This window comes from Rheinheimera metallidurans (genome assembly GCF_036983985.1).
Classification (GTDB): domain Bacteria; phylum Pseudomonadota; class Gammaproteobacteria; order Enterobacterales; family Alteromonadaceae; genus Alishewanella; species Alishewanella metallidurans.
Map to the genome: position 1 here is coordinate 551699 of NZ_JALAHQ010000002.1, position 12185 is coordinate 563883.

Consider the following 12185-nt stretch of genomic DNA (forward strand, 5'->3'; position numbering starts at 1 on the left):
CCGTTAGCAGAATACGTTTTTCACTAGTATTACGTTTAACCTAACGGGCATAACGATGAAAAAACTTTTTTTTGATGGCAGCTGTAAACTTTGCTTACGTGAAATTTCTTGGTTGGCACCTAAACTTAGCCCTCACATGCAGCTGGTAGATATTAGTCTTGCTAACTTCACTGGTTATGCGGGTGTGGCTAAAGCATCGATGATGCAGCAAATTCATTTATGGAATGAAGACCACTTCCTCATTGGCATTGATGCCACACTGCACTACTGGCAACTGGCTGGGCATAACTGGCTAGTAAATTTCTTACGTTTTCCGCCCTGCTATTGGTTAGCCAGTAGAGGCTATAGATTTTGGGCCAATAAACGCATACGGTGCAGTGATGGCCAGTGCGAGTTACTTAAAAAGTTAAACCACGCCGATAAAGCAGAATAACGGCGTGCTAGGTTACTACTTAATGCGACAGTAAGTACTGCTTTATCCATTGTGCAGTATCAGCGGCTGGTGCGGGTTTAGCATACAGATAGCCTTGATAACAACGACAGCCACTTTGTTGTAATAGTTGTTGTTGCTCATGAGTTTCGACACCTTCCGCTACTAGTTTCATGCCATAAGTATTAGCAATACCAACAATAGCATCAACAATTACCCAGTCTCGGGGTTGTCCTGTGCTGCCACTGCGGACAAAGTACTGATCTATTTTTACTTCATCAAACGGTAAGCGCGATAAGTAAGATAATGACGAATAACCAGTGCCAAAATCATCCATCGAAAACTTAACACCTAACTGCTTAATTTGCTGCATACGTGCTACCGCATCATCTAAATCAGCCAATACCAAGCTTTCGGTTAGTTCTAACATTAGGTATTCGGGTGTCAGGTTATATTGGCGTAAACACTGTTCTACTAAGCTAACAAACTCCGGCAAATAGAACTGCTGGGCACTAATATTAACTGACATGGTGATACCGACTAGTTGGGGATCAGTTTGCCATTTTTGTAATTGCTGACAAGCCTGATGTAATACCCAAAACCCGATATCTTCAATTAGCCCTGTTTCTTCTGCCACCGGTATAAAGGTTGCTGGTGAAATTGCGCCCAAATCAGGGTGAAACCAGCGCAACAGCGCTTCAACACCAATCACTCTGCCGGTATCGGTTACTTGTGGCTGATAATACAAACTAAACTGTTGCTGCTCTATGGCATTAACTAACGCCTGCTCCATGTTAAAACGCTGCTGAATATTCTGATACATTTGTGGTGCAAACATCGACTGGCTATTACCGCCAGCCGTTTTGGCATGAGAAACCGCAATGTCCGCTTGCTTTAATAATTCATCCGCATTGGCGTGCAAATTGTTAAACACCGAATAGCCTAAACTAACGCTACTACTATAGTAATGGCCGCCAATCGCGTAAGGCTGTTGTAAAGCCTTACGTAGCTCTGCAGCAAACTCTTTAAGTTGTTGCTCAGCCAGCGGTAACTGCGACGGCAAACTATTTACCAGCAAAACAAATTCATCACTCCCTAAACGACCACAAATACTGCCCACCGGCGCAAATTGCGCCAACCTAGCCGCCACTTGTTTTAATAATTCATCGCCAGCTTTATGGCCTTGGGTATCATTTATTCGTTTAAAATCATCAATATCTACCAAAATTACTGAGCCACTTTGCGCCTCACCATCAAATTGTTCGAGTAAATCTTGTAAACATTGCTGAATTTTACGCCGATTAAATAAGCCGGTTAAACCGTCAAAAAAGGCCAGCTGATAAATATGTTGCTCGGTGGCTTTACGCTGCGAAATATCGGTAATAAAGCCGCTCCAACTCACACCAGTTTCATCACGCTCTGGCATTGCATTACCAAGCAACCAGCGAATATCACCATTTGCGTTTTGTACACGATATTCATGATGCCAGGGTGATAAACTTTGCGCCGAATCATAAATAGACTGACGCATAGCGTCACGATCATCCGGATGTATCGCTAGCATTATCGGCATAGCATCAAGCTGAGCTTGTTCTGGGCTAACACCGTAATAATCTTGTATAGCATCACTGGCGTAAGGAAAGGTAAAGCTGCCATTATCGTCTAATCTGAATTCATACACTAAGCCTGGCACCCTAGAGGCAATACGCTGTAACCTAATAGCAAGCATTTTGGCATGTTCATTAGCTTTATCTGTGTTGTGCTCGGCACTACTAACGCGTTGTCGCATAATAACGGCAACCGTAGCCAATAATAAAATAGCCACAGCAACCACTACGGCTAATGTGCCTAAAGTAGCTTTGTTCAGTACAATACTGCTAATGGTGTTAGGCGATAATGTTGGTACAAATACCGTAGCGTGCATCGCCACATAATGCATACTGGCAATGGCCATGCCCATCACAACCGAGCTAATAATCTCTAATAGCAGCTTATTGCGCAGTATATTATTAAGCCAAGGCCGAACGGCTAACGCCAATACTGCCATGAGTACGGCAACCAAAATAGATAACGCAAAAATTTCCGGCACATATAAACGTTCAGCTTGCAGCACCATAGCTGCCATGCCGATATAATGCATACAGCCAATACCAGCGCCCATTAATACGCCACCCACCAGAATACGCCCGGCACTTTGCTGTGGTGCAGCCACAACATTAAGCGTAACAACAGCGGCAATAATTGCGGGTAATACTGAGATAAGCGTTAAATCGAGGCGGTAATTTACGTCGACTGGCAGTTGTAGCGACATCATACCGGTAAAGTGCATAGCCCAAACACCCAAGCCCATAGCTATGGCGCCACTGGTATGCCATAAATAACGTGACACCGGCTTAGCAGCCCCCTGCATTAGGTGGCGATGGCTAAAACTAGTATAAGCAGCCAGTATGGCAATGAGTAATGATAATAATACTAACGCCATCGCATGATGGCCATGATAAGCAACAGACAAGTTAGTGGTGTCAGAGGTAAAGGCAAGCAGCATAGTACGACTCATAAACACGGCTATAGAATTTGACGTCCAGTATTGCCCAGCCTTGGTCGTACCACAAGCGAGAAACTATAAATCACATTGTTAACGAGACCAGCATCAAAACGGTAAGCTATGTTGACGCAAAAACAGCGCGATATCATCTTGTATTGCTGGCGTTAAGTTCAGGGTAAAGGCAGCAATGTTTTGCTGTAATTGCGCCATACTAGTTGCGCCAATAATAGTAGAGGTAACACCGTCTACCTGATTAACCCACGCCAAGGCTAAGCTTGTTGCCGCTATACCATGATCATGCGCTAAGCTATTAAACGCGGCGATAGCTTGGTCAGACTCTGGCGTATCTCTAAATAAACCATTACGTTGCAACATACTCCAACGCGTGCCCTCGGGGCGTTTACCCTGTAAATACTTACCGCTTAATGCTCCGCCCGCCAATGGCGACCAAGGTAAATAGGCAATATCCTCATGTACACATTGCTCAATTAAATACGGCCAGTCTTTGGTATGCAAAGCGCTAAACTCATTTTGAATAGACACCATGCGTGGCAAGTTATGCTCTGCACTTAGTTTAAGATACTGATTTATTCCCCAGGGCGTATCATTAGACAAACCACAATACCGAATTTTTCCAGCATTAACGCAACTTTGCAACGCTTGTAACAGGCCTAGCATTTGTTCAGTGTGCTGCTCTGCATTTACACTAGAAAAGCTCAGCTTATTAACACTATGGCGTGCAAAGTGTGGCGTGGTTCTATTTGGCCAATGTAGCTGGTACAGGTCAATATAGTCAGTTTGCAATCTAATAAGCGAGTCATCAACCGCTTGCAGTAAGGTTTCTGGCGTCATATCACCGCCGCCGCGAATATGCGCTAAACCATTACCCGACATTTTGCTTGCCAGCACTAATTCGTGGCGCTTACCAGAACGCGCTAACCAATTACCAATAATACATTCAGTTGCACCATAGGTTTGTGGTGATGGCGGCACCGAATACATCTCGGCAGTATCGACAAAATTTATACCCTGAGCTAAAGCATACTCTAGCTGGGCATCAGCATCGGTTTGCGTATTTTGACAGCCCCAAGTCATTGACCCCAAGCACACCCGAGATACCCTAACCTTACTACTACCTAATACTGAATATTGCATCTAAAACCCTATTATTCTATTAACTACTGCGTTAACGCGTATTGTCGCACCAGTTTAGTGTTACAACACTAGCAGTGTCGTAACGTTTTGTATCATAATCACAACCATTATTCTTACAGAAAAGAGTTAACCATGAAATTAATCCATTTACTCACCGCCGTTATCTTAACCCTTAGCTTAGCGGCATGCTCTGACAAACCTACCGAAGCCAAATTAGAAAACATTCTTCAGCAACAAGTTGATGAGCGTTACAACGGACTCATATCGGTAGACGATGTAAAAAAACTAAATGGTTGGCAAGACAACGACAAGCATTATGCCGCCGAGGTGTCGTACACTATTACCTTTAAACAATCTTTTAAAGATTATATTGATGCACAAACCACGAAACCCGGTAACCCATTGGAAAAAATGGCTAACGGTATGTCGGCGGGTATGTTGAAGCTGCAATACGGCGATTTTAAAGCCGGCGATCACTATCAGGTGGCCAAAGAAATTATTACACTACGTAAAAGTGAAAACGGCTGGATATTAGATAACTAAAGCCGCTAATCGGGCCATAATGTCGTCGCTACAGGATTGAACTTTAGCGCGTAATCTACTATGGTATCGCTATGCAAACCCTGTTAGTTATTCCAGCCACAATGTTAATTGTGTGCTACCAATCATATATCGCTATTGCCTTCCATTCCTAGGCCGGTTTTGCCCTGCGCGAAACCGGCTGAACAGTTTTAATTTTTAATTTCTTTGCTGTCACAGCTGGCTACTATGCTACTTAGCAACACTTTACAAAGAGAACTCGAACTAACCCTGCTTCGTCAGCGCTCATATTTTGCGTACTAACGAAGCAACATGTAACACATACTTTAAAAGGATTGAATAAATGAACACACCAGAAATAACGCTTTCTATTACAGACAGTGACCGTTTAGAACAGTTATTAGACAACCTAAGCCCAGACGCTGTTGGTGCAGCGACCTTGCGTCAAGAACTAGACCGCGCCAATATTGTGCCGACGGCTGAACTTCCTGCCGATGTTGTAAGCATGAACTCTACTGTGCGCTTTAGCTTCGCCGATGGCAAAAGCAGCTGCTTAACCTTGGTTTATCCAAAAGATTTAGATCAAAGTGGCAGTAAAATTTCTGTGCTAGCCCCGGTTGGTAGTGCCCTGCTTGGCCTACGTATTGGTAACAGCATTAATTGGCCATTACCGCATGGTGAAATGTCGACAATTACCGTTGACGAAATAGTTTACCAACCAGAGCGTGAAGGTGCACTGCATCGCTAAACTGTATACTGACACCGGCCGGGGCATACCCGGCTACCGCTTTAAATAAGTATCTTCTCAGTATATTTTTCACGCTTCGCTTATCTCGTAATCTACTATAGAATGCGCCACCGAAAACTAGCCTCAGGTGGCGTCGCTATGTTGTTATCTACCTTGTTACCCAATGCGTTATATACCGATCTGTCCGGTTATTACGATCTTATGTGTGCCGATATTAACTATCAGGCGCAAACCAACACGGTACTAAGGCTGGCTCAAGCACTGGGTAATGGTGGCAAAACGCACCTCGATTTAGCCTGCGGCACCGCACCACATATCTATCATTTTCTTAAGGCTGGTTATCAAAGCATTGGCTTAGATATTAACCAGCCAATGTTAGACATAGCGCAGCAGCGCTGCCCACAAGCGCAGTTTATGCTACAAAACATGTGTGAATTTACGCTAAGCACATCGGTTGACTTAATCACCTGTTTTTTATATTCCATTCATTACAGCGCCAGCATTGCCCAATTACAACACTGTATTCGCAGCGTATATCACGCGCTTACACCAGGTGGTGTCTTTTGTTTTAATGCGGTAGATAAAGATAAAATTTGTAATAACAGTTCTGTGCGCCACAGCACACAGCATGATGGTAGCCAGTTTGTGTTTGAATCTGGCTGGCATTATTCTGGTCAAGGTGAGCAACAAGCACTTAATCTTAGTATCAGCAAAACCTGTACTGCACAAACACAACACTGGCAAGACCAGCATACTATGGTGGCCGTTAGCTTTACTGAACTTGAAGCCTTACTCCTACCCTACTTTGAAGTGCACATATTGGCGCACGACTACGACAAGCTCACGCCTTGGGACACCCAATCAGGTAACGCCATTTTTGCCTGCGTAAAACGTTAACGACAAACAAATTCGTAATCTACATATTTTGTATTTACGTATAATCAAAACATAAATTTACGTTTATCATAAAATAATTATTGATAAACATAATTTATTGCGCTAAATTAACCGCATGAACATACAAATTAATCTTGATATACAACTTGCTAAAAACAAGATGTCACTTACCGAATTGTCGCAACAAGTTGGTGTGTCACTAACTAATTTGTCGCTATTAAAAACCGGCAAGGTAAAGGCCATCCGCTTTAGTACATTAGAAGCAATTTGTCAGGCTTTGAACTGCCAGCCTGGTGATATTTTGCAATACCTACCACAGGACACTAACGCCCAATAGGCATAGTTTAAAAACTCGGAGCTTTTATGATTAAACATAATTATGTTTTACCCGGAATTGCCGCTTTGCTGCTGGCCGTATTATTTCCGGTTTATTGGCTTTATGCCTTTGACGTTGGCGTAGAAAATTTTATTGAAGTATATCGTGCTGACTTACTTAGCCTTAGCTTATCAGACTTAGCTTTTGTACTGATTGGTGCATTAGAAGTGTATATTTACCTGTGTTTACGCCACAGTTTTAATCAGCGTTTAGCAACCAATACGGCCGGTATATTACTGTTACTAATGGCAATATTGGTGGCTATATTTCATGCCACCGTATTAGTTGACGTAGTACTAACGTTTAACGGCTCAGGCATCTCTGAGCAGACCATTAACACTATTTGTGAGCTAACAATAGTTGTTGCATTAGGTGTGCTATTTGCCTATGCGGTAGTGGGTTTCATTCTTAGTATAGTATTGCTACTTAACCGCACTGGCGCACCGAGTGTACTGAAATACTTTTCCGCGGTGTTATTGGTATGCTGCATACTGCAATTAAGTGTTATTTTAAGCCCTATCAATACTTTTGTCTTTCCAGTTGCACTGCTGTTGCTAGCCGTTTATTTTTTAAAACCACCACAGATGCTAGAAGTGGTTTAACCTATACATGAGATAGTACGAAAGCATATCGTACTATCTTGTTTATAGTATTTATTGTGCCGCAAGCTCAGCTTCTAGCATATTATTACAATCAAATGTTTGCCGGCGTAACGTTACACTAACGTCATCACCCAATTCTACTTGATATAACATGCTGAAGTCTTGCTCACTAAGTGACGCGATATCGATACCACTTAACTGAGTAATAAGCTGTGGAATAGTATTACTATGCCCTACTACCAACACGGGGTTTTCTGCCGCACGTAATAAACCCAATAAGCTGCTGGGATCTCTCGCATCATATAAATAAATTTTACTCTGATGCTGCCGTGCTACCGGGGCACCCGTTTGCTGTGTGCGCTGATAAGCTGTTGCATATACTGCACTTATATCAGCATTAGCAAAATAACCGGCTAAAGCGTCGGCTCTGGCTTGGCCACAGCTGGTTAGCTCTGGATCAGCACCGACATTTTGCTTTTCTGCATGACGCACAAAATACAAAGTATTAGCTGTTACCTGTAGCGATATTAAACACAAAGCACCGCTAAGCAGACCCAACAAGCTAATTTTGCCAAACATAATAATATCTCCCTAGCACACTGATTTAATTCATAGTATGACAGAATAACTAGCGTAAAAAATATCGATGTGTGGTTTGAAGCGAAAAATAACCCGCTAAAATGCTACACGGTTACGGCCTTCACGTTTCGCCTGCATCATTGCTTGATCAGCACTATTTAACAGCTCATCAAACGCATTTTGTAGTAATACATCGCTTGTCGCTTGGGTTAAATCAAGCGTAGCTATGCCAAAGCTTGCGGTGCAATGTATGGTAGCGCCATTAAGACTTATACTTTGTGCATCAAAAGCAAACCGCATGCGCTGCGCCAATTGCTTAGCCTGCTTAAGCGTAGTATTGGGGAGTATTATGGCAAACTCCTCACCACCAATTCTTGCTAGCGTATCTGCGGCTCTAACCAGCTGTGTTGCCAAAGCGGCAATATTCACCAACACAGTATCGCCAGCGGCATGCCCAAATTGGTCATTAATTTGTTTGAAGTTGTCTAAGTCAAACATAATTAGCGAAAGGTGAGTTTTGCTACGTTGGGTTTGTTGTACTACGCGCTTACCTTGATTAAAAAACGCACGTCGATTATTTAATTGGGTTAACTCGTCAGTATCAGCCAGCTTTTCGGCCAGAGCTTTTGCATCGTATAATGCTTGCTCCATCAATTTACGCTCGGTAATATCAGTGGCTATTTCTAGCCGCACCGTGCGGCCATCAATCCAAGTAATGGCTTGATCTCGGCATTGATACCAACGATTATTTTTAGGGTTTTGAATTTCCCAAACATGCGCTCCAAGCAGGCCACCGCTTTCATCGACAAGTTTCTTGTTAGTGCAAAAATCGCAAGGGCCAGTCTGACCAGGCTGAAAAACTTGATAACATTTGCGCCTTGCGATAGCCCCCCAAATAGATACGCCATAGTCATTTAAATACACTAACTCATGTGTCTGCATATCTGCGACATATACCAGTGCATCGAGACTATTAAGCACTCTATCTACGGCTTTATAGCTTTGCGCCGCTTCAGCTGGCAGCAATAATGTACTGTCAATCTCGACGTTACTGGTATCTGGGTTCATGCTTTGAAAACCATCCATGTGAATTCAATAAAAATAACATTTAACAACTGTAGCATACTTTGTATTTGTACTCAGCGCTCCTTAAATTGGAGCGCCTGGCGGTAAGGCTTTGGGTACAAAATTCGCTTGCCAAACGCCTGTATTTACATAACTTTGCCAATCACTGAGTAATTTTTGATGATCGGCATCTTTTTGTTTAGCCAGCCAAACTGCTGTATCAACCAGCTTACTATGCAATAGTGCCCTTGCTTCTGGCGCCAATTCTTTTGCATTAAGACTTTGCATTAGCTGATAAAAAGCAACATGTGCCACTCGCTGCTGTACTAGTAAATCTGCCCCTGTTAATTTTTGCTTAATAGTTGCAGTCAATACGGCATCTACCACATTACCTAATTGCTGCTGGCCGCTAATTCGGTTTAACCGTTGTGGATGCAATATTAGCTTTAGCGTATGGTTTGCCGAGGCCTCGGCTGCTGACAGTGGATCAAAAGCTAAACCATAGCGGCCGTTAAAACTTTCGCGGCCATTAGCATCACCAAATATTTTCGGTGGTATCAATGCTAATAAGTTATTAGGTAACGCTAAATACTCGGCACTTAGGGTATTAAGCAACGCCTGCAGTGCCTGTTGTTGAGTGTTACTATCGACCCAACGAAAGCCCTTGGGTGTTTTATAATCACCTTTTAGCTCGTACTCATAATAAGCGCCGCCAAGCAATTTACTTACTGCTTCTACTTGGTACCGGTGCAATAAATAAACTGGCACTAACGCTTCTTGTAGCGACGACAGCGCCTGCCCATTAGCAAGGTTATTTAAACCGAAGTTAGCCAGCGCGACTTTACGCACATCGGCTAAGCGGTTTAGCTCAGCTACCGCATCAGCGCCACTATCCCATAAATGGCCAATAGCACTCACTCCGCCTTCTGGTCGTGCATCTTCGTCGGCCATAAACTCTAGCCCTTTAGTTCTAACCTGCGTTACAAGCTGCTGCAGCTGCGTTGTAGAATAGTCACCATAACCATAGGCAATAGCATAGTTGTCCCACTCGGCTAAACCTTCGCGATACGCGTTTTCTAAGCTTATTTTGCCATCGGCTAGTGTTACCTGCGGATGCGGGTAATCCATTACTGTGGATTGGCCGTTAGCACTGCCGGCAAAGTTATGAATAAGCCCAAGGGTGTGGCCTACTTCGTGCGCTGATAGCTGGCGAATTCGCGCCAATGCCATCGCTTTTTGCTTTTCTAGATCAACATTATCGCCAGTAAAAGGTGCCGTAAGGCCGGTGGCAATTAAAAAATCTTGCCGTACCCGCAATGAGCCTAAAGTAACATGGCCTTTAATAATTTCACCGGTGCGAGGGTCAGTAACACTGGCACCATAAGACCAACCGCGAGTGGCACGATGCACCCACTGAATCACGTTATAGCGCACGTCCATAGGGTCGGCATCAGACGGCAAATCTTTTACTTGAAACGCGTTTTTATAGCCTATTTTTTCATACGCGCTATTCCACCACGTTGCACCTTCAATTAGTGCCGTGCGCACAGGCTCTGGCACTCCTGGGTCTAAGTAATACACTATCGGCTCAACCGCTTCACTTAACGCGGCACTAGGGTCTTTTTTTACTAAACGGTGGCGAGGTAATAGCTTTTTCACTATCGGTGCATCAAAGCTAGTGGCGTAATCCATATATTCTACCGGCCAATAACCCGAGTAAGGATGAAATTCACGGCTTTGATAGCCTTCTTCAGGCAAAGCAATTAACGAATGATGTAAATGCACGCTAATAGCGTGCGAAGCCGGTGTTACTTGCCTAACGTACTCACCTGCATTAGTGCCGCTGTAAGTCACCAAGGCTTCAAGTTCAGTGTTTCGCTCAAAGGCTTTACTACGCGGTAAATATACACCGCTACGTTTACTATCAACGCTATAGCTACCCTGTTTTTGTGCAGCAAGGCTAGCACTTACTTGATGAATATCACTTTGCAAGAAATCGGTATAATCAACTAATACGCTTTTACCATCAGAGGCGACTACCGATAAGCCCGCAATAACCGAGCTAGCAAAGGCTTCTTCGATACTTAAACGCTCAGCACTATTATTAGATTCGGCGCGATAATAGGTGTTCAACTGCTTTAGCATCACTTTATTGCCAAAGCGTTCAAACTGCACTAACCGCGTATCGCCTAGCTGGCCACGGTCTAAACCAATATCGTTTGAACCAATGCCGCGCGGTAATGAACTTTGAAAAATAAACGGTTGGGCTAATTTATCTACTTTTAAATACAGCTTATCGTTAGTGTTATCGTGATAAAAATCAAAATAGCCGCTTTGGTGTGTCATGCCACGGGTAAAGCTAGCAATAGAGGTAAGGTTATTTACACTGGTTTTATCACTATTATTAGCGTTTGCCGCATGTACAGCAGTAACAGGTAACATTCCTGATGCTAGCAATAACAGACTTAGCAGACTGACAATCTTCATGCCTATTCCCTTTATTTTTCTAGTTAGTCGTTATAATTAGTTATCTATATCACGCAGACAGTAGCTCGCGCATTAGCGAACTACTATATAACGACTGGCGCTAGGTTAACAGACACAAAACCGCAGCTGGCCAATGGCAGTAAAATTTATTACGGTAAGTAAGATTAAGCTTAATCAGCTTATTTTTTATTCGCTAACATTCGACGCAGCGTATTATCTTTAAAGCCATAATGGTGAACTAACGCCGCAAAAGCGTGCAAGCCAATTAAATAATAACCAAGAGTACCAATCGTTTCGTGGATCTCTTTTATCTGTTTAGATAAGTCTTTATTTTCTGCTACCAATGCCGGTAGCTCAAGGCCAAAAAATGGAATAGGTTTACCGGCAAAACTGAGTATTAACCAACCGGCTATTGGCATACCCAACATTAAGCCGTACAACGCATAATGCATTAACGCAGCCACTAGTGTCTGCCAGCGCTCTATGGGTGGTGTGATGGTAGGTTTAATGCCCCCAATAAACCGAGCAACTACGCGTAATAACACTAATAACAATACCGACAAGCCCAGCATAAAATGCCAAGTTTTTAGCAGTTCACGTAATTCACTGCCTTTAGGATAAAGTTCACGTAATTCGATACAAGCATAAACCGCCGCTATTAAAATAAACATTAACCAATGTAAGCCAATTGATACCGAACTATAACGTTCAGAGGTATTTTTCCAGATCATAGTTTGCCCAACATGCTCAATAATTAAGAT

Annotated in this window: 12 protein-coding genes; 6 read left to right on the forward strand and 6 right to left on the reverse strand. The window is 43.2% G+C overall.

The annotated features are described in order from the left end of the window. Positions 1 to 55: 55 nt before the first annotated feature. A complete protein-coding gene (locus MN199_RS07930; RefSeq protein ID WP_335739007.1) occupies positions 56 to 433 on the forward strand; it encodes a thiol-disulfide oxidoreductase DCC family protein in 378 nt (125 codons plus the stop codon). A 19-nt stretch (positions 434 to 452) separates the two neighbouring features. On the opposite strand, the gene MN199_RS07935 is transcribed toward MN199_RS07930, so the two are convergent. Beyond that, a complete protein-coding gene (locus MN199_RS07935; protein ID WP_335739008.1) occupies positions 453 to 2987 on the reverse strand; it encodes an EAL domain-containing protein in 2535 nt (844 codons plus the stop codon). A 93-nt stretch (positions 2988 to 3080) separates the two neighbouring features. Beyond that, positions 3081 to 4130 (reverse strand): aldo/keto reductase, encoded by a 1050-nt coding sequence (locus MN199_RS07940; RefSeq protein WP_335739009.1) that lies wholly within the window; start codon positions 4128 to 4130, stop codon positions 3081 to 3083. 132 nt (positions 4131 to 4262) lie between these two features. On the opposite strand from MN199_RS07940, the gene MN199_RS07945 reads away from it, so the two are divergent. The 5 genes from MN199_RS07945 (at position 4263) to MN199_RS07965 (ending at position 7293) form a co-directional block, all read left to right on the forward strand. Further along, positions 4263 to 4673, forward strand: coding sequence for a hypothetical protein (locus MN199_RS07945; RefSeq protein WP_132584131.1), 411 nt, complete (start codon positions 4263 to 4265; stop codon positions 4671 to 4673). A gap of 340 nt (positions 4674 to 5013) precedes the next feature. Continuing rightward, complete coding sequence (gene rnk, locus MN199_RS07950; RefSeq protein WP_132584133.1) at positions 5014 to 5418, forward strand: nucleoside diphosphate kinase regulator; 405 nt, start codon at positions 5014 to 5016, stop codon at positions 5416 to 5418. A 138-nt stretch (positions 5419 to 5556) separates the two neighbouring features. After that, on the forward strand, positions 5557 to 6315 hold the full coding sequence (locus MN199_RS07955) for a class I SAM-dependent DNA methyltransferase (RefSeq protein ID WP_335739010.1): 759 nt from the start codon (positions 5557 to 5559) through the stop codon (positions 6313 to 6315). A 115-nt stretch (positions 6316 to 6430) separates the two neighbouring features. Further along, entirely contained in the window at positions 6431 to 6652 is a 222-nt protein-coding gene (locus tag MN199_RS07960) for a helix-turn-helix domain-containing protein (protein WP_132584137.1), read from the forward strand. Positions 6653 to 6678: 26 nt separating this feature from the next. Then, positions 6679 to 7293 (forward strand): hypothetical protein, encoded by a 615-nt coding sequence (locus MN199_RS07965; RefSeq protein ID WP_132584139.1) that lies wholly within the window; start codon positions 6679 to 6681, stop codon positions 7291 to 7293. A gap of 51 nt (positions 7294 to 7344) precedes the next feature. Here MN199_RS07965 and MN199_RS07970 read toward each other — a convergent pair whose 3' ends face one another. The 4 genes from MN199_RS07970 to MN199_RS07985 all read right to left on the reverse strand — a co-directional run bounded on the left by MN199_RS07970 (position 7345) and on the right by MN199_RS07985 (position 12155). Continuing rightward, positions 7345 to 7872 (reverse strand): SixA phosphatase family protein, encoded by a 528-nt coding sequence (locus MN199_RS07970; protein WP_335739011.1) that lies wholly within the window; start codon positions 7870 to 7872, stop codon positions 7345 to 7347. Positions 7873 to 7968: 96 nt separating this feature from the next. Then, positions 7969 to 8958, reverse strand: a complete 990-nt coding sequence (locus MN199_RS07975; protein WP_335739012.1) for a GGDEF domain-containing protein — start codon at positions 8956 to 8958, stop codon at positions 7969 to 7971. A 63-nt stretch (positions 8959 to 9021) separates the two neighbouring features. Then, positions 9022 to 11424: a zinc-dependent metalloprotease gene (locus tag MN199_RS07980; protein ID WP_335739013.1), complete on the reverse strand. Its 2403-nt coding sequence runs from the start codon at positions 11422 to 11424 to the stop codon at positions 9022 to 9024. 179 nt (positions 11425 to 11603) lie between these two features. Then, positions 11604 to 12155, reverse strand: a complete 552-nt coding sequence (locus tag MN199_RS07985) for a cytochrome b (RefSeq protein ID WP_132584145.1) — start codon at positions 12153 to 12155, stop codon at positions 11604 to 11606. Positions 12156 to 12185 lie beyond the last annotated feature (30 nt).